15 protein-coding genes and 2 tRNA genes are annotated in these 17,707 nt (G+C 67.1%); 5 read left to right on the top strand and 12 right to left on the bottom strand.

Features of this window, described 5'->3' with window-relative positions; genetic code table 11:
* Window positions 1-457 precede the first annotated feature (457 nt).
* Entirely contained in the window at window positions 458-1,024 is a 567-nt protein-coding gene (locus OHB24_RS11195; RefSeq protein ID WP_327638905.1) for a hypothetical protein, read from the top strand.
* Window positions 1,011-1,868, top strand: coding sequence for a phosphotransferase family protein (locus OHB24_RS11190; protein ID WP_327638904.1), 858 nt, complete (start codon window positions 1,011-1,013; stop codon window positions 1,866-1,868). Before OHB24_RS11195 ends, OHB24_RS11190 begins: the two co-directional genes overlap by 14 nt.
* A gap of 165 nt (window positions 1,869-2,033) precedes the next feature.
* Here the strand turns inward: OHB24_RS11190 and OHB24_RS11185 are convergent.
* From OHB24_RS11185 to gyrB, 6 genes are all read right to left on the bottom strand, one after another.
* Window positions 2,034-2,109, bottom strand: a tRNA-Ala gene (locus OHB24_RS11185).
* 9 nt (window positions 2,110-2,118) lie between these two features.
* Complete coding sequence (locus OHB24_RS11180; RefSeq protein ID WP_238150739.1) at window positions 2,119-2,250, bottom strand: DLW-39 family protein; 132 nt, start codon at window positions 2,248-2,250, stop codon at window positions 2,119-2,121.
* Window positions 2,251-2,289: 39 nt separating this feature from the next.
* Window positions 2,290-2,363, bottom strand: a tRNA-Ile gene (locus OHB24_RS11175).
* Window positions 2,364-2,471: 108 nt separating this feature from the next.
* Entirely contained in the window at window positions 2,472-3,320 is an 849-nt protein-coding gene (locus OHB24_RS11170) for a DUF3566 domain-containing protein (RefSeq protein ID WP_327638903.1), read from the bottom strand.
* Window positions 3,320-5,977 carry a DNA gyrase subunit A gene (gene gyrA / locus OHB24_RS11165; protein ID WP_327638902.1) on the bottom strand — a complete coding sequence of 886 codons (2,658 nt, stop codon included), beginning with the start codon at window positions 5,975-5,977 and terminating at the stop codon, window positions 3,320-3,322. Before gyrA ends, OHB24_RS11170 begins: the two co-directional genes overlap by 1 nt.
* A 45-nt stretch (window positions 5,978-6,022) precedes the next feature.
* Entirely contained in the window at window positions 6,023-8,083 is a 2,061-nt protein-coding gene (gyrB, locus tag OHB24_RS11160) for a DNA topoisomerase (ATP-hydrolyzing) subunit B (protein WP_442913964.1), read from the bottom strand.
* Between the two features lie 354 nt (window positions 8,084-8,437).
* Here gyrB and OHB24_RS11155 point away from each other — a divergent pair, with 354 nt between their 5' ends.
* Genes OHB24_RS11155 through OHB24_RS11145 form a run of 3 tightly spaced genes read left to right on the top strand, consistent with a single transcriptional unit; the run spans window position 8,438 to window position 10,232 of the window.
* Window positions 8,438-9,073, top strand: coding sequence for a hypothetical protein (locus tag OHB24_RS11155; protein ID WP_327638901.1), 636 nt, complete (start codon window positions 8,438-8,440; stop codon window positions 9,071-9,073).
* Entirely contained in the window at window positions 9,070-9,678 is a 609-nt protein-coding gene (locus tag OHB24_RS11150) for a hypothetical protein (protein WP_327638900.1), read from the top strand. Before OHB24_RS11155 ends, OHB24_RS11150 begins: the two co-directional genes overlap by 4 nt.
* The gene (locus tag OHB24_RS11145) at window positions 9,675-10,232 is read left to right on the top strand and encodes a hypothetical protein (protein WP_327638899.1); all 558 of its coding nucleotides are present in this window, start codon (window positions 9,675-9,677) and stop codon (window positions 10,230-10,232) included. Before OHB24_RS11150 ends, OHB24_RS11145 begins: the two co-directional genes overlap by 4 nt.
* Before the next feature lie 23 nt (window positions 10,233-10,255).
* Here OHB24_RS11145 and OHB24_RS11140 read toward each other — a convergent pair whose 3' ends face one another.
* The 6 genes from OHB24_RS11140 to dnaA form a co-directional block, all read right to left on the bottom strand.
* Window positions 10,256-11,608: a hypothetical protein gene (locus OHB24_RS11140; RefSeq protein WP_327638898.1), complete on the bottom strand. Its 1,353-nt coding sequence runs from the start codon at window positions 11,606-11,608 to the stop codon at window positions 10,256-10,258.
* Window positions 11,609-11,656: 48 nt separating this feature from the next.
* Window positions 11,657-12,220, bottom strand: a complete 564-nt coding sequence (locus OHB24_RS11135) for a DUF721 domain-containing protein (RefSeq protein WP_327638897.1) — start codon at window positions 12,218-12,220, stop codon at window positions 11,657-11,659.
* Window positions 12,213-13,352 carry a DNA replication/repair protein RecF gene (recF, locus tag OHB24_RS11130; RefSeq protein ID WP_327638896.1) on the bottom strand — a complete coding sequence of 380 codons (1,140 nt, stop codon included), beginning with the start codon at window positions 13,350-13,352 and terminating at the stop codon, window positions 12,213-12,215. The genes OHB24_RS11135 and recF overlap by 8 nt, the downstream gene beginning before the upstream one ends.
* 1 nt (window position 13,353) lies before the next feature.
* The gene (gnd, locus tag OHB24_RS11125; protein WP_327638895.1) at window positions 13,354-14,277 is read right to left on the bottom strand and encodes a phosphogluconate dehydrogenase (NAD(+)-dependent, decarboxylating); all 924 of its coding nucleotides are present in this window, start codon (window positions 14,275-14,277) and stop codon (window positions 13,354-13,356) included.
* Between the two features lie 26 nt (window positions 14,278-14,303).
* Window positions 14,304-15,449, bottom strand: coding sequence for a DNA polymerase III subunit beta (gene dnaN, locus OHB24_RS11120; RefSeq protein WP_327638894.1), 1,146 nt, complete (start codon window positions 15,447-15,449; stop codon window positions 14,304-14,306).
* A gap of 463 nt (window positions 15,450-15,912) precedes the next feature.
* A complete protein-coding gene (gene dnaA / locus OHB24_RS11115; RefSeq protein WP_442913988.1) occupies window positions 15,913-17,502 on the bottom strand; it encodes a chromosomal replication initiator protein DnaA in 1,590 nt (529 codons plus the stop codon).
* Window positions 17,503-17,707 lie beyond the last annotated feature (205 nt).

Below are 17,707 nucleotides of genomic sequence, written 5' to 3'. Positions count from 1 at the left end.
CCGTAGGATCCTGCAATGTGCGCCGATGTAGGCGCCGCACAAGACTGGCAACTGCCGCGCGACCGGTTAAAATCGCTCTGAATGGACGGCTGGCGTTTGCGGGCCCGTTCCTTGAATTTTCGTTGGAGAGGCTGCTCATGGCGGATGGCGTCTGGGGTCGGGTGCATCGCGACCTACCCGGCCGGCGGGGCACGCGCTGACACGGTAGGTACGGACGTGTCGTCGCGTGCTGCGCAGGTATGCAGCAATGCGATGCTGCCGGGAGGCTTCCTGATCGCGGGGGAGCCTTGCCCGGTGGCCACTTGGCGGGCATGGCAGTCGTGAGAACGCTGCCGGCTCCGCCGAAGCATCCTTGATCCTGCCGTGTCGCAGAAGGTCATTTGCCAGCTTCGACACCACGGCACAGACAGCCCTCATGTAGTCGAACCTGGCACCGCTGCGATCCTGCGAAGGTGTCATGTACCCCAACGAAGCTCAACGCCGCATCGTCGTCACCGGGATGGCTGGAGCCGGGAAATCCACGTTCTCCCGGGCACTTGCGGTCAAATCCGGCCTGCCACTCATTCATCTCGACCTCCACTTCTGGAAGGCGGGCTGGACCGAACCGTCGGAGGCCGAGTGGCGCGAGAAACAACGCGGCCTCCTTGCCAACGACGCGTGGATCGCCGATGGCAACTACACCGAGACGCTCGACCTCAGGCTCGAACGCGCCGACACCGTGGTAGTCCTAGCGACGCCGTGGTGGCGCTGCGCGGGACGAGCGTTGCTACGCGGCTGCCGAATGCCGGACACGCTGCCTGAAGGATGTGAGTACTCGGCCTGGCAACGGTTGCGCGATGAATGGCGCCTCATCCCGCTCATCTGGCGGAACCGGCGCGCGGAAGTCGAACGCGAGCAAGCGATCATCGCCCGACACGGGCAGCACGCGACCCGGCACGTGCTCAAGTCCAAACGGGCGATCAGGGAATTCCTCGATGGGTCAGTCGATGTCGCGGGGAGGGGACACGGAGATGGAAGCATCTGAGGCGCGGCGTGCGGTGGCTGCGGCGATGTCGGCCGCCTCGGAACTCGACTTGGCCGTCGACGACGCGATCGTTCTCAGCGACTCGAACCGACTCGTCATCCGCCTGACGCCCTGCGACACCGTTGCCCGAGTCACGCCCATGACGCATTTCGCAAGCGCAGAGCAAGAAGTTGAGCTCGTGAGACGGCTAGCGCAGACGGACAGCCCGGTCGCCCCGCTCGAGCCTCGGGTCGAACCACGCGTCTTCGTGCATGACGGCTTCAAGATCGCCATGTGGGCCTACTTCGAACCTGTGCAGTCTCGAATGCTTCCGCCGGCCGAGTACGCGCAGGCGCTCGCACGTCTTCATGCCGGCCTGCGGCGGATCGAGGTCACGACGCCACACTTCATGGATCGAGTGGCTGCTACTCAACGAGACGTTGCCAGCCTCGACGTCACTCCGGATCTCGCGGATACGGACCGGGCGCTGCTCGCCAACACGCTGCACGATCTGGGGCGATCAATCGTCAACCGGCGCAGCGGCGAACAACTGCTGCACGGCGAGCCGCACCCGTTCAACATCCTCAACACGAAGAACGGGCCGCTCTTCATTGACTTCGAAAACACCGCCCGTGGGCCTGTCGAGTACGACCTGGCTTGGGTGCCCAGCGAGGTCAGCCAGCACTATCCCGACGCTGAACAAGATTTGGTCGACGAGTGCAGGGGGGTCGTACTCGCGATCGTCGCAGCGCACCGCTGGAGTCTCAACGACCAGCACCCGAGCGGCAGAGAATCGGGAGTAGCGTTCCTTCGCGTTCTGCGGGAGGGTCCGCCGTGGCCGGCGCTCGACGATGTCGTCTGGTAGAGCGACACCCCTGCTGGCCAGGGCCCGAACTTGACCCTTAAAGGCAACGGAGGTCTCTGACCGTCCTTTGGTAAGAAACCTCTGTGTCTTCCCGTCTGCCGTTCAGCCCACGCGTAGCGCGATCAGGAGCTGACTGGGCTGACCGCAGTCCGCCCGATCAGATTTTGGTGGAGACGAGGGGACTTGAACCCCTAACCCCTGCCTTGCAAAGGCAGTGCTCTGCCAGTTGAGCTACGCCCCCGTGGGGTGGTCAGTGGCCCGGGGTTACCGGGTCGGCGACCTCGGCCCAGAGGTCCTTCTCGGCGCGGGACTGCTGGGTCTTCTTGTACACGAAGTATCCACCGACGCCGGCCAGCAGCACCAGCAGGATCTTTCTCAGCACTGGAGACTCCTCGGATGTGGCTTCGAAACAACGTGAGGGTGGGCCTAACTGGACTTGAACCAGTGACCTCTGCCTTATCAGGGCAGCGCTCTAACCGTCTGAGCTATAGGCCCGCGTACTGCGGTGTCGAACCCGGGAGAGATTACCGCACCAGGTGCCCTACTCCCAAACCGGTTCCGGCCGGGCCTGGAGCAGGTCCGGCCGGAACGGGAGGTGCCGGGTCAGTCCTCCGACGCCAGCGTGACTTCGAGGCCGCCGAGGAGCGTGGCGGCGATGTTGTAGAGGAACGATCCGAGGGTCGCGAGCGCCGTGATGATGAGCACGTCGGCGCACGCCAGCAGCGTGGTGAAGCCCATCACCTTGCCGGTATTGATGTAGTTCTCGACCCGGAACGGCTCGCCCGCGGGCGTCCCGAGGACCTCCTGGACGGTCGAGTTGATGTTGTCGAACACCCCGGCCGCGCCGATCGCGGACCAGACGATGAAGACCGCGACCCAGGTCACGATCCCGAAGGCGATCGCCAGCAGGAACGCCGTCTTCATCACCGACCACGGGTCGATGCGGGACATCCGCAGGCGCGCCTTCCGCGTCTGCGGCCGGCCCGACGCCTTGGCGTCCTTCTCGGCGAGCCGCTCCTGCTTGGCGTCGGCCCGATCAGCCTTGTCGGCCTTCACCGCCGCGGCCTTGTCCAGGACGGCCTGACGCGCCGAGCTCATCCGGTCTCCGAACGACTCGGTCTTCGCCTCGTTCCCGCCGTACGACGGGGCGCCGCCGACGGGCGTGATGACCGACGGAGGCGTCCACGGCTCCGGGCGACCCGGCGTACTCGGGGCCGGCTGCTGGGGTCGAGCCGGCGCGGCGCCGGGGGCCTGGGGGCGGTACTCGGACGGCCGCTGGCCGTTCGGCGTACCTGTCCTCTGCTGGCCGTTGGCGCCGGGAACGCCGTTGGAACGACCGTTGGAAGCCGGGTTGGCCGGGGCAGCTGACGGCGTCCCACCCTGCGCGGTGCGCTGGGATTTGGAGCTGTCGGCCGCACCTTCAGGCCATGTCGGCCTCGCGCGGTTGGTCATCAGTCACCCTCCTGGCCGGCTTCGTCGTCTTCGACGTTAGCCGCGCCGTCCACGTCCGTCGAACGCTCTTCATCATTCTGGACGCTCTCAGAGGTGGATTCGGTTGTCGATCCGTCCACATTCTGGGCACCTTCAGCGACAGTACCCTCCTCGGCCGCTTCCGATTCCTCTCCGATGACGGTCAGATCGGTGTTCCGGGCGATCGCGACCACCGCGTCGGACTCGCCGACGCCGGCGAACCGGACGCCCATCGTGTCGCGGCCCTTGACCGGGACGCTGTCGACCCGGCTGCGGACGACCTGGCCGCTGGCCTTGATCGCCAGTACCTGGTCCTCGTCGACGACGATGATCGCGCCGACCAGCGAGCCGCGCTCGTCGTTCAGCTTGACCGCCTTGATGCCGAGGCCGCCACGGCCCTGCTGCCGGTACTCCGACACCTTCGACCGCTTCGCGTACCCGGCGTCGGTCACGGTGAAGACGAACTGCGCGTCCTCCTCCGAGCCGGCCCGGATCACCGACATCGACAGCACCTCGTCGCCGGACCGGAACTTCATCCCGGTGACGCCGGAGGTGGCCCGGCCCATCGGCCGCAGCTGCTCGTCGTTCGCGGTGAAGCGGATCGACTGGCCCTTCCGGGACACCAGCAGCAGGTCGTCCTCGGCGGTGGCCAGGTCGGCGCCGATCAGCTCGTCGTCGTCCTCGCGGAAGTTGACCGCGATGATGCCGCTCTGCCGGGCCGAGTCGTAGTCGCGCAGCGCGGTCTTCTTGACCAGGCCCTTCTTGGTCGCGAGCACCAGGTAGTCGGACTGCTCGTAGTCGCGCAGCGTCAGCACCTGGGCGATCTCCTCGTCCGGCTGGAACGAGAGCAGACCGGCGACATGCGAGCCCTTGGCGTCACGGGCCGACTCGGGCAGCTGCCAGACCTTGGCCCGGTAGACCCGGCCCTTGGTGGTGAAGAACAGCATCCAGTGGTGGTTCGTGGTGGCGAAGAAGTGGTTGATCTCGTCCTCGGCCCGCAACGCGGCGCCGCGGACGCCCTTGCCGCCGCGGTTCTGCGTCCGGTACAGGTCGGTCTTGGTCCGCTTCGCGTACCCGCCGCGGGAGATCGTGACGACCACGTCCTCGTCCGGCACCAGGTCCTGCACCGACAGGTCACCGTCGGCCGCGATGATCTCGGTACGCCGCTCGTTGCCGTACTTGTCGACGATCTCGGCGAGCTCGTCCTTGACGATCGACCGCTGCCGCTCCGGGCTGGCCAGGATGTCCTCGAGGTCGGCGATGATCGCCTCGAGCTCCTGCAACCGCTCGATGATCTTCTGCCGCTCCAGGGCCGCCAGCCGGCGCAGCTGCATGTCCAGGATCGCCTGCGCCTGGATCTCGTCGATCTCGAGCAACTGGATCAGGCCGGTGCGCGCCTCGTCGACGTCGGGGCTGCGCCGGATCAGCGCGATCACCTCGTCGAGGGCGTCCAGCGCCTTCACGTACCCGCGGTAGATGTGCGCGTTCTTCTCCGCCTCGCGCAGGCGGAAGCGGGTCCGCCGCTGGATGACCTCGATCTGGTGGTCGATCCAGTGGCTGATGAACAGGTCCACGCTGAGCGTGCGCGGTACGCCGTCGACGAGCGCGAGCATGTTGCAGCCGAAGGTGTCCTGCAGCGGCGTGTGCTTGTAGAGGTTGTTCAGTACGACGCGCGGCTGAGCGTCACGCTTCAGCACGATGACGAGTCGCTGACCGGTCCGCGATGAGCTGTCGTCACGGATGTCGGCGATGCCGCTCATCTTGCCGGTGTTCACCAGCTCGGCGATCTTCAGCGCCAGGTTGTCCGGATTCACCATGTACGGCAGCTCGGTGACGACCAGGCTGGTCCGGCCCTTGGCGTCTTCCTCGATGTCGACGACCGCGCGCATCGTGACCGAGCCACGGCCGGTGCGGTAGGCGTCGTCGATCCCCTTGTAGCCGACGATCAGCGCGCCGTTCGGGAAGTCCGGGCCCTTGATCGACTGCAGGCAGGCGTCGAGCAGCTCCTCGCGGGTCGCGTCCGGGTGCGCCAGCGCCCAGTCGACCGCGGCCGCGACCTCACGCAGGTTGTGCGGCGGGATGTTCGTCGCCATACCGACCGCGATCCCGGACGAGCCGTTGACCAGCAGGTTCGGGAAGCGGGCCGGTAGGATCACCGGCTCCTGCGACTTGCCGTCGTAGTTGGGCCGGAAGTCGACCGTCTCCTGGTCGATGTCGCGGACCATCTCCATCGCCAGCGGCGCCATCCGGCACTCGGTGTACCGCATGGCGGCGGCCGGGTCGTTACCCGGTGAACCGAAGTTGCCCTGGCCCTGGATCAGCGGCGCCCGCATCACCCACGGCTGCGCCAGCCGGACCAGGGTGTCGTAGATCGCCGAGTCGCCGTGCGGGTGGTACTGACCCATGACGTCACCGACGACGCGGGAGCACTTGTTGAAGCCGCGGTCCGGCCGGTAACCGCCGTCGTACATCGCGTAGAGGATGCGGCGGTGCACCGGCTTGAGGCCGTCACGGACCTCGGGCAGCGCGCGGCCGACGATGACCGCCATCGCGTAGTCGAGGTACGACTGCTGCATCTCGGTCTGCAGGTCGAGGGGCTCGACGCGGTCGTGGCCCGGCGTGGTGGGGGTCTCGGTCATGAAAAAATCCCGTTCAGATCAGTACGTCGGTAAGCAGCGGCGAGATCAGATGTCGAGGAAGCGGACGTCCTTGGCGTTGCGCTGGATGAAACTGCGCCGCGCCTCGATGTCGTCGCCCATCAGCGTCTGGAACGTCTCGTCGGCGCGGATCGCGTCGTCCAGCGTGATCTGCAGCAGCACCCGGTTGGCCGGGTCCATCGTGGTGTCCCACAGCTCGTTCGCGTTCATCTCGCCCAGACCCTTGTAGCGCTGGATCGGGTTCTCCTTGGGCAGCTTCTTGCCCGCCTCGTAGCCGGCCTCGAGCAGTCCGTCGCGCTCGCGGTCGGTGTACGCGAGTTCGTCGGGCTGGTTGCTCCAGCGGATCTTGTACAGCGGCGGCTGCGCGGCGTACACGTGACCGAGCTCGATCAGCGGGCGCATGAAGCGGAACAGCAGGGTCAGCAGCAGCGTCCGGATGTGCTGGCCGTCGACGTCGGCGTCGGCCATGATCACGATCTTGTGGTACCGGAGCTTGTCCTCGTCGAAGTCCTCGTGGATGCCGGTGCCGAGCGCGGAGATGATCGCCAGTACTTCGTTGTTCTGCAGGACTCGGTCGATCCGGGCCTTCTCGACGTTCAGGATCTTGCCCCGGATCGGCAGGATGGCCTGGAACTTCGGGTCCCGGCCGCCCTTCGCGGAGCCGCCCGCCGAGTCACCCTCGACGATGTAGACCTCGCACTCCTCCGGGTTGGTCGACTGGCAGTCGGCCAGCTTGCCCGGCAGGCCGCCGCCACCCAGCAGGCCCTTGCGGTTGCGGGCCAGGTCGCGGGCCTTGCGGGCCGCGATCCGGGCGCTCGCCGCCGCGGTCGCCTTGCGGATGATCTCGCGGCCCTCGGCCGGGTTCTGCTCGAACCAGGCACCGAGCCGGTCGTTCACGACCCGCTGGACGAAGCCCTTCACCTCGGTGTTGCCGAGCTTGGTCTTGGTCTGACCCTCGAACTGCGGCTCGGCCAGCTTGACCGAGATGATCGCGGTCAGGCCCTCCCGGATGTCGTCACCGGTGAGCCGGTCCTCTTTCTTCTTGATCATGCCCTGGTCCTCGCCGAACGAGTTGACCAGTGAGGTGAGGGCGGCCCGGAAGCCCTCTTCGTGGGTGCCGCCCTCGTGCGTGTTGATCGCGTTCGCGAAGGTGTGCACAGACTCCTGGAACGAGCCGCTCCACTGCAGCGCGACCTCGAGGCTCATCGTGTTCTCGGCGGTGGCCGCCTCGAACGAGATCACGTCGCGGTGCACGGTCTCGCGGATGCCCGTCAGGTACTTCACGTAGTCGACCAGGCCGTCGTCGTACTTGAACGACTGCTCCAGCGGCTGGCCGTGCTCGTCGAAGTGGTCCGGGCGCTCGTCCCGGATGACCAACTCGAGGCCCTTGTTCAGGAACGCGTACTCGCGGAAGCGGGTCGTGAGCGTCTCGTAGGAGTACGTCGTGGTCTCGAAGACGTCCTCGCTGGGCCAGAAGGTGATCGTCGTACCGTTCGAGTCCGACGTACCGATCTCGGCCAGGTCGGCGTCCGGGACGCCGTTGGTGAAGGACTGGGTGTACAGCTTGCCCTTCAGCTTGACGTCGACCTGGAGCCTGGTCGACAGCGCGTTCACGACGGACACGCCGACGCCGTGCAGACCACCCGAGACCTTGTAACCGCCACCGCCGAACTTGCCGCCGGCGTGCAGAACCGTCAGTACGACGGTGACGGCCGGCTTGCCCTCGGACTCGACGATGTCGACCGGGATACCGCGGCCGTTGTCCTCGACCCTGACCGCGCCGTCGGGCAGCAGGGTCACGACGATCCGGTCGCCGAACCCGGCCATCGCCTCGTCGACTGCGTTGTCGACCACCTCGGTGACGAGGTGGTGCAGACCGCGCTCACCGGTGGATCCGATGTACATCCCCGGACGCTTGCGCACCGCGTCCAGACCCTCGAGCACCTGGATCGCACTCGCGTCGTACTCGCGTTCGACGACGTTCGACGGGATGGCGTCGAGCATCGCGGGGAGTTCCTCGCTGGATGCGGCGGTGCCGATGGGGTCGGCGGACTGGTTTGCGTCGATCTCGGTCGGCTCGTCGGTCACCGGCTGTTGTCCTCCTCGGACCCCGCGTTCGCGAGGCATCGCGGCACAGTTGAGCCGCCCTCTACCGTGATAGCAGAGGCGCGGCTCGCTCTACTCCGTCCATTCTACCCGTCGAGCGAAGCAGAACCGGCCACCAGTCGCCCGAAACTCACCTCAGGGCGTCTTTTCTCCCTCATCTCCATGTCCCCTCTCGCGGGTGGGGGGCCAGAAAGCGCTCACGGGCACTCAGTGCCCTCCGGCTGTTTCGCAACTGACCGTTCCGGCACCCACCGGTCCAGACCACTCAGGCCCGTTCGAGGCGGCCAGGGACGACGGGTGCCTTGCGCGCACCCACCGCCCCTTAGGATCGCAGCCGTGGAAAGTCTCGACGAGGTCATCGATGCCATGATCGCCGACCGGGTGATTCACCGGCACCGGCGGATCTGGTTGCTGCTGATCGCCCTCATCGTGGCGGCAGCCCTGGTGGTGCTGGCCACCGGCGGCTGGAAAGAGAAGAAGGGCCGAGTGGTCCCGACCATGGAGGCCCCGGCGACGGTGACGGCCGGCCGGTTCGAGTTCAACTTCACCAAGGCGGAGATCGTCCGGAAGCCGAAGACCGAGTACAGCGCGGCCGAGACCACCCTGAAGGTGTACTTCACAGCGAAGAACATCGACACCGAGGAGCACACGAGCGCGTCGGTGACCAACGACCTGCTCGTCTTCGTTCCGGGCGGCGGCGCGGACCTGGTCGACTCCAACGGCGGGGACTGCCACGACGGCCTGAACTGGCAGTTGGTCTACGGACTGCCGCCGGAAGAGTGCAGCACCGAGTTCAAGGTTGAGCCGGACTTCGCCGCGGACGTGGTCGAGGTCGGAGTCCTGGGGGAGCAGTTCAAGGCGGACAACGGCTCACTCGGACTGAGCGAGAAGCCGTACTGGCAGTCTGAGACCGCGACCGCAGTCGTCCGGCTCAAGCCGACCGTTGTTGTCGACGACGGGAAGGACGGATGAAGCTCTATCGCCCCGCGACCATCCTGGTCGGCCTGCTGTTCGTCCTGCTCGGCGGGGTGACCCGACTGGCCGGCCCTGAGAGCGTGCTGGGCGAGGACCAGAACCTGAAGGTCGTGCACGGCACCATCGGTGAAGCGCTCCCGTTCGCGGGCAGCGGGTCGACGATGAAGGTCGCCCGGATCAAGTTCGCCAAGTCGATCATCCAGGCCGATGCGAGCGACGACGACAAGCCGTTCGAGACCAACGGCGTCTTCGTGGCGGTCGAGTGGGATGCGGTCCGCGGCGTGAAGGACCCCGATTCGTTCACCCCGACGCTGATCACCGACGGCGGCAGTGTGTACAACAAGGTCAGCGACCCGAGCGAGAGCAGGATCGACTTCCCCGACGCCGGCTTCGCGAGCACCGGGACCGTCGTCTTCGAGGCCAACCCGGCCGACCTGAAGGGCCTCACCCTGAGACTCAAGCCGTCGATGCTCTTCAACGTGTACAACTCCGAGATCCGCGTCGACCTGGGCGTCCCGACCGAGACCATCGCCCAGCAGATGGTCGACGGCGCGGTCGATCAGTACGTCATCAACGACGACGTCACCCGGGTGGCGTCGTGAACCTCGCGAGCCGGGCGAGCCGGCTTGTCGTTCAGAGCTCCTTGATGGTCGCCCTGATGGGCCTGGGAGTGTTCAGCGTGCTCCATCCGTACCTGAGCGACGACGAGGACCTGTACAAACAGGGCCGAATCGACGAGGTCGTCAGCCAAGGCCCGGTGACGGTCCAGGACATCGAGTGGAAACTGGACTCGATGAAGGCCTACACCGCGATCCTGAACGAAGACGGCGAGGCGATCCAGCTCGACGCACCGGCCGGGTCGATCTTCGTGCTGGCCACGCTCACGGTGACGCCGCGGAAGGGTCTCCAGCTCGACGACCAGGGCTTCAGCTGCGATGCGGATCTGCGGGACAGCAAGGGCAACACCTGGGAGGACACGCAGGCGACCGGCTATCCGCTGCCGACCTTCTGCGGCGACGACGACCACCCGTTCACGATGGACAAGCCGGGCAAGGTCGCCAAGGTCTACATCGTCCCGAAGAGCGTCGTACCGGACCTGATCGGCCTGACCGTCGAGGACTTCTACATCCACCGACGGGTGCTGATCACTCCCTGACCGGGAGCGCGGGCAGCAGCCGGTCAGGCGTTGGCGGGTGCCGGCTCCTTCGCCGGCGGCGCCTTGGCCTCGGCGATCGCAGCAGCCTCGGCAGCCTCGGCCCGACGCTCGGTGCCGACCGAGATACACAGGTCGAAGGCGGCTGCCAGCAGCGCGATCCGCAGCGGTTCGAAGAGCAGCGACTGGATCAGACTGGCGATCTCATGATTCATCAGGCCCCAGTGCTGTCCGTGGATGCCGAACAGCCGCTGGAAGAAGACGAAGGCCCAGTCGTTGCCGAGCAGCCAGAAGGTGTAGACGAGGCAGACCACGCCGAGGAAGACCGGACCGACCCGGACCAGCAGACGGAACGCGTTGATCGCGGGGTAGAACTTCTCCCGCACGCCCGCCAGCAGCAGGTCCGGAGCCTTGTAGGTCAAGCCGGCCAGCCGGCCCCGTTGCGGCGTCTGCTGCTGCTCGGCGTGCGCGCCGAGTCGGCGTTCCAGCCGCGTGCCCCGGAGGACACCACCGCTCGACAGCACCCGGTGGCCGAAGACCACGGTGGTGATGGCCAGCCACGTCAGCGGCTCGGCGACGCCCAGCTTGAACAGCGGCCAGAGCGACTCCCAGAAGAAGCCCCAGAGGAACTCGATACCGGCCGGGATCGGGATGTGGATCTTGTCGAAGAAGCCCTTGAGGCCGTCCCACCAGTCCAGCGACCAGTACCAGAACGAGCGGTCCTTGAACCACGCCTTGCCCTGGTTGATCGCGAACGGCGTGATCACGAACGTGAGCAGCACGAAGAAGGCCTCGGCCCAGACCTGGGCAAACTTCACCGGACGGCTCGGCCACCGGTCGTCGATGGCCTGGAACACGCGACGCAGCACCAGCAGTACGGCGAGCGCCGGCAGGTACCCGTGCCAGTTGTGATTGCCGAGCTTGAAGAACGACGAGCCTTGCTGCATACCGTTCTGGACCAGGAACGTCGCGCTCAACTGGCTGACCTGCTCGTCGAAGAATCCCCAGGCCGACCAGACCGCGACCAGTGGCAGCAGCGTGACCGCGAGCAGCTCGAGCAGGCCGCGCTGCGTCGGGTCGGACGTCTCCTCGGCCTCGTTGCTCGCCGCGTCCCGCCACCGGTAGAGCGACATCGCGCAGGTCCGGATCATGCCGACCGACGCGGTGATCTGCAGCAGTACGCCGACCGCGAACAGTCCGGTGCCCAGACTCGAGTGCAGGTGCTTCGCGAGCCAGATCGCGCCCTGCGCACACACCGTGAACCCGACGAACCCGGCAAGCCACCAGGTGGTCATGGGCAGGAGATTCTTCCACCAGAGCCGGAAGGTATCTCCGATCAGGTGGACCATCTCGCGAAAGCCGTCAACGAGCGTACGCATCGCGCCTGATCCTAGGGGAGGGCCGGGTCCTCCCAGCAACTCAGGCCGTTATCCGTAGGTATCCCGCGGGCCGCGGCCGCCGCGGACGGTGCGGGGGCCCTTGCGCCAGGTGTAGGTGTTGGGGCCTAGGACCTTCACCAGGGAGACGGTTCCTTCGCCGAGTTCGGCGTTCAGCCGGAAGAGCAGTTGCGGGACCAGCAGGTCGAGTTGGACCTTCCACGCGGTCGACGACGTGCGGACGGTCAGCACGGTGTCGTCGTACGACTCCGGTTTGCAGTGTTCGGCCATCTCCGGGCCGACGATGGACGGCCAGCGGGCCATCACGCCGTGGACGGCGACGTCGACCTCCCAGCCCTGGTCGCGCATCAGCCGGCCGAGGGTGTTGGTCAGCTGCTGCGGGTCGCGGTCGTCGGGGCGGGCGCTGCTGATCTGGGCGCCGCCGATCCGCGGCCGCCGGCGGCGTTTGACCGGCATGATGCCGCCCCTCGCCGCCTGCTGCTTCAGACGGGCGGCCAGCGACTTCGCCAGGTCCAGGCCTTGCTTGTCGTGATCCGGCTCGATCGCTTCGTCGCTCTCGGAGCCGTTCTCAGAGGAATTCGGGGGTTCAGGCACGCTGAACGACCCCCTCACCCACCTCGAAGCGTGCCCCGCTCAGCTCAGTGGGCACGTCAGCGCCGACCGCTGCGGTCACCAGCACCTGCTCGGCCGGCGCGACCAGCTCGGCCAACCGGTCCCGGCGCTGCGTGTCGAGCTCGGCGAACACGTCGTCGAGGATCAGCACCGGTTCACCTCCGTCCGCGCGCAGCAGGTCGTACGACGCCAGCCGCAGCGCGAGCGCGAACGACCAGGACTCACCGTGACTCGCATACCCCTTCGCGGGCAAGTCCCCGAGCCCTAGTACGACGTCGTCGCGGTGCGGACCGACCAGCGACACACCACGGTCGAGCTCGTCCTGCCGCTTCTCCCGCACCGTCGCGAGCAGCACCTCCTCGAGCTGCTCCCGCGACACCACCCCGGGCTCGAGCGGCACCGACGACTTGTACTCGAGCCGCGCATCACCCTTGCCCCGGGCAACAGCGTCGTACGCGCTGGACACCAACGGGCGCAGCGCCTCCAGCAACTCCAGGCGGGTCGCCAGCAGCTCGGATCCGGCGCGCGCGAGGTTCGAGTCCCAGACCTCGAGCGTGCGCAGCTGGCTCTCGGCGGCACCCGAGCGATTCTGGCGGCGGGCCTGCGAGGCGCTCCGGAGCAACGAGTTCCGTTGCTTGAGCACCCGGTCGTAGTCCTGCCGTACGCCGGCCATCCGCGGTGCCCGCAGCGTCAGCAGCTCGTCCAGGAACCGCCGGCGCTCGGACGGGTCGCCCTTCACCAGCGCGAGATCCTCCGGCGCGAACAGCACCGTGCGGAGCAGTCCGAGCACTTCGCGTGGCCGCGGCACCGGCGAGCGGTTGACCCGGGCCCGATTTGCCTTCCCAGGATTGATTTCCAGCTCGACCACCACGTCGCGGTCGTACTGGCTGCGGATCTCCGTCCGCACGATCGCGCGGGTGGCACCGGCCCGCACCAGCGGTGCGTCGTTCGCCACCCGGTGCGAACCGAGGGTCGCGGTGTAGTGGATCGCCTCGACCAGATTGGTCTTGCCGTGGCCGTTCGGCCCGACGAAGGACGTCACGCCCGGAGTGAGCTGGACCTCCGCCTGCTGGTAGGACCGGAAGTCGAGCAGACCCAGGGCGGTGACGTACACCTCAGTGCTTGATCGGCGGCGTCGCGTACGACGGGTCGGCGGACTCGGCGCCCTTCACCGCATGCCCACCGAACTGATTCCGCATCGCGGCGATCGCCTTCATCGCCGGCGAGTCGTCCTGCCGCGACGAGAACCGGGCGAACAGCGCGGCGGCGATGGCCGGCGTCGGTACGGCGAGATCGATCGCGGCCTCGACGGTCCAGCGGCCCTCACCGGAGTCGTCGGCGTACCCCTTGATCTTCTCCAGGTGGTTGTCGTCGTCGAGCGCGTTCACCAGCAGGTCCAGCAGCCAGGACCGGATCACGGTGCCCTCGCGCCAGGACTGGAACGCCTGCGGCACGTTCTCGACGATGTCCGACGCCTCGAGCAGCTCGTAGCCCTCGGCGTACGCCTGCATGATCCCGTACTCGATGCCGTTGTGGACCATCTTCGAGAAGTGCCCGGCGCCGACCTTGCCGGCGTGCACGAAACCGAACTCGCCCTCGGGCTTCAGCGCCTCGAAGATCGGCATCACGGTGTCGACGGTTGCCTTGTCGCCGCCGCACATCAGCGCGTAGCCGTTCTCCAGGCCCCAGACACCGCCGGAGACGCCGCAGTCGACGAAGCGGATGTCCTTCTCGGCGAGCTGGGCGGCGCGACGGGTGTCGTCGGTCCAGCGGCTGTTGCCGCCGTCGATGACGATGTCGCCGGGGGAGAGCAGCTCGGCCAGCTCGGTGACGACCGGGTCGATCGCCTGCACCGGGACCATGATCCAGACCACCTTGGGCTGGTCGCCCGCGGTGAGCTTGCCGACCATGTCGGCCAGGTCCTTGGAGTCGGAGATGTCCTGGTTGTGATCGAACCCGACCACGGTGTGGCCCGCGTTCCGGATCCGCTGGCGCATGTTGCCGCCCATCTTGCCGAGACCGACAAGGCCGAGCTCCATCGTGAATCCCCTTGTTCTGTTGGTGTTCAGCTGTTCAGGCGGACCGGCATCAGCACGTAGCGGAACTCGCTGATCGGTTCGCCGTCGAAGTCCCTCACACCGGTCAGTTCGGCCGGCTTCGTGGCCTGCGTGAACGCCAGGTGCGCAACCGGCGTACCGATCGCGCCGAGACCGTCGAGCAGGTACGTCGGATTGAAGCCTACGGTCACCGGCTCGCCGACGACCCGCGCCTCGAGCGACTCGGACGCCTGCGCCTCGTCGCCGCTGCCGGCGTCGAGCGTCACGGTGTCCTCCTCGAAGGTCAGCCGGACCGGAGCGTTGCGCTCCGCAACGAGTGCGACGCGCTTGACCGCCTCGACGAGGGTCGCGGTGTCGATCCGGACCCGGGTCGCGATCGCCGCGTCGGTCGGGATGATGCCACGCACCTTCGGGAACTCGCCGTCCAGCAACCGGGTGGTCGCGCGACGACTGCCGCCGGCCACCTCACCCTCGAAGCCGACGATGCCGTCACCGGTACCGGGCGCGGCCAGCGAGACGATCACGTCCGAGCCGGTCATCGCCTTCGCGGTCTCCGACAGCACGCGGGCCGGAATCAGCGCAGCCGCGGATGCGTCGGGGGACTGCGGGTTCCACTCCAGCTCACGGATCGCCAGCCGGTAGCGGTCGGTGGCCAGCAAGGAGATCGTGGAGCCCTCGATCTCGACCCGGACACCGGTCAGCACCGGCAGCGTGTCCTCGCGGCCCGCCGCCGTCACGACCTGTGAGACGGCCTGGGCGAAGACATCGGCCTTCACCGTGCCGCTGGCCGCCGGAAGCTCCGGAAGGGCCGGATATTCCTCTGTGGGAAGCGTCTGGAGCGTGAAGCGCGAACTGCCACAGGTGACCTGTGCCTTCGCGCCGTCCACCGCGATGTCCACGGGCTGGTTCGGAAGACTCTTGGAGATGTCGGCGACGAGCCGGCCGGAGATCAGGCACTTCCCGGGGTCGGCCACCTGTGCGGGCACCGTCACCCGGACCGAGGTCTCGTAGTCGAAGCCGGACAGGGTGATCTGCCCGTCCTCGGCCTCGACCAGAAGGCCGGCAAGGATCGGGACGCTGGGACGACTGGGCAAACTGCGCGCGGCCCAGGCCACCGACTCGGCCAGTACGTCGCGCTCGACGCGAAACTTCACCGCTGGGTGCCTCCTGTTTCGGCTGTGTGCCAGGCAGATCCTGCCACGGACAAAGGTGCTGTGCGCCCATCGGGCCTGACGTGGCGCTTCGGGCGGGTCGCGTCGGCGTCGTTCCTGTTCGGCCGCGAACTGCTGCTCGCGGCGTCACGGGAACAGCCTGACAGGTCCTGCCAGCCGGCGCGAGATCGGGGTTTTCCCCAGATCGGGCCGCTCGATCGTTTTGTGGCCTTCGATCTCTCTACAGATTCCATAGTGTTCTTCGCACCGGTGGATACTGTGGAAAAGCGCCGAGTTCGCAGGTCAGACCCTGTTTTGGCCTGGGGACGCCGTGTGGACGACGCTCGCTTGTGCTGGGGACGGCAGTGGACGGCGAAATCTGTCCCCACAGCCGATCCACACCCCAAGCGGACCTTTCCACGGCAATACCCACAGTTGTCCACAGCTGTGTCCCCAGCCTGTGTGGTTATTGCTGCTTGGCTTGGTGCTTGATCCGGTTGGTCAGTTCGGTGACCTGATTGAAGACGCTGCGCCGTTCCGACATCAGTTGCCGGATCTTCCGTTCGGCGTGCATCACCGTCGTGTGGTCGCGGCCGCCGAACTGCTGACCGATCTTCGGCAGCGACAGATCGGTCAGCTCGCGGCACAGATACATGGCGATCTGACGGGCCGTCACGAGCACCCGGCTACGGCTCGAACCGCACAGGTCGTCGATCGAGAGACCGAAGTACGACGCGGTCTGGCCCATGATCATGCTCGCGGTCACCTCGGGCTTGCTGCCTTCGGGGATCAGGTCCTTCAGCACGATCTCGGCGAGGCTCAGGTCGACCGGCTGCCGGTTCAGGCTGGCGAACGCGGTGACCCGGATCAGGGCGCCCTCGAGCTCCCGGATGTTGGTCTGCACCTTCGACGCGATGAACTCCAGCACCTCCGGCGGCGCCGTCAGCCGCTCGGTGGCGGCCTTCTTCCGCAGGATCGCGATCCGGGTCTCGAGGTCCGGCGGCTGGATGTCGGTGATCAGGCCCCACTCGAACCGGTTCCGCAGCCGGTCCTCCAACGCCTCCAGGCGTTTCGGCGCGCGGTCGGAGCTGATCACGATCTGCTTGTTCGCGTTGTGCAGCGTGTTGAAGGTGTGGAAGAACTCTTCCTGGGTCTGGATCTTGCCTTCGAGGAACTGGATGTCGTCGATCAGCAGTACGTCGACGTCGCGGTACCGGCGCTGGAACTGGGACGCCTTGTCGTCGCGGATCGCGTTGATGAAGTCGTTGGTGAACTCTTCGCTGGACACGTACCGCACGCGGGCGCCGGTGTAGAGACTGCGGACGTAGTGGCCGATCGCGTGCAGCAGGTGCGTCTTGCCCAGACCGGAGTCGCCGTAGATCAGCTGCGGGTTGTACGCCTTGCCCGGTGCCTCCGCGACAGCAACCGCTGCCGCGTGCGCGAACCGGTTCGAGCTACCGATGACGAAGGTCTCGAAGGTGTACTTCGGGTTCAGCCGAGCTTCACCCTGCGCCTCGGTGGCCGGCTGCATCGAGCCGTTCGGAGGTGGGGCGACCGATCCGAGCGGCTGACCGAACGGGGATTGTTGCTGCGGCTGCTGCTGGTACTGCTGCGGCGCCGGGGCCGGCTGGATGAACTGGTTGTCCGGGTCGGTGAGGGCGGACTGGATCGTCGGCTGGAACGCGCCGTCGGTGCGGAGCGGTTCGCGTACGGCGGGTTGCTGCTGAACCGGCTGCTGCTGCATCGGTTGCTGTTGCGGTGCGTGCTGGGAGTGCTGTTGCGGGTGCTGCACCGGCTGCTGGGTGTACTGCGGTTGCGCGGGAGCTTGCTGTTCGCGGAGCTCCGGGTCGAGAGACGGGTCGACTGTGACGGCGATCCGGATGTCACGGCCGAAGCTCTCGGTGAGGATCCGTTCCAGGTCGGGGCGGAGGCGCGTCTCGAGCTGACCGCGGGTGAAGTCGTCGGGTACGGCGACGATCGCGGTGCTCTCGTGCAGGGTCACCGGGCGCGAGTTGGTCAGCCAGGCCCGCTGGTTCGGCGGCAGACCGGCAAGCACCCGAGTCCAGGCGTCCCCAAGATCCGTAACCGCAGCCACCCCACCCTGCTGCGGCTGCACCTGCTGCGGCGCTTGCTGCTGCGGAGCCTGTTGTTGCGGAGCCTGTTGCGGCGCGGGCTGTTGGAGGGCCCGCTGCTGTGGGCCGGGCTGCTGCGGAGCTGACTGGTGTGGAGCTGACTGGTGTTGGCCAGGCTGCTGCGGAGCG

The sequence above is a fragment of the Kribbella sp. NBC_00482 genome, assembly GCF_036013725.1.
Classification (GTDB): Bacteria; Actinomycetota; Actinomycetes; order Propionibacteriales; family Kribbellaceae; genus Kribbella.
Note: the sequence above shows the minus strand (reverse complement) of the source record. Positions and strands in the feature narration are given on the sequence as shown.

Excerpts from the sequence above, each read along its gene's own strand:
- OHB24_RS11195 (WP_327638905.1), top strand. The coding sequence starts at position 458 with ATGTACCCCAACGAAGCTCAACGCCGCATCGTCGTCACCGGGATGGCT.
- OHB24_RS11190 (WP_327638904.1), top strand. The coding sequence starts at position 1,011 with ATGGAAGCATCTGAGGCGCGGCGTGCGGTGGCTGCGGCGATGTCGGCC.
- OHB24_RS11170 (WP_327638903.1), bottom strand. The coding sequence starts at position 3,320 with ATGACCAACCGCGCGAGGCCGACATGGCCTGAAGGTGCGGCCGACAGC.
- gyrA (WP_327638902.1), bottom strand. The coding sequence starts at position 5,977 with ATGACCGAGACCCCCACCACGCCGGGCCACGACCGCGTCGAGCCCCTC.
- OHB24_RS11150 (WP_327638900.1), top strand. The coding sequence starts at position 9,070 with ATGAAGCTCTATCGCCCCGCGACCATCCTGGTCGGCCTGCTGTTCGTC.
- OHB24_RS11140 (WP_327638898.1), bottom strand. The coding sequence starts at position 11,608 with ATGCGTACGCTCGTTGACGGCTTTCGCGAGATGGTCCACCTGATCGGA.
- gnd (WP_327638895.1), bottom strand. The coding sequence starts at position 14,277 with ATGGAGCTCGGCCTTGTCGGTCTCGGCAAGATGGGCGGCAACATGCGC.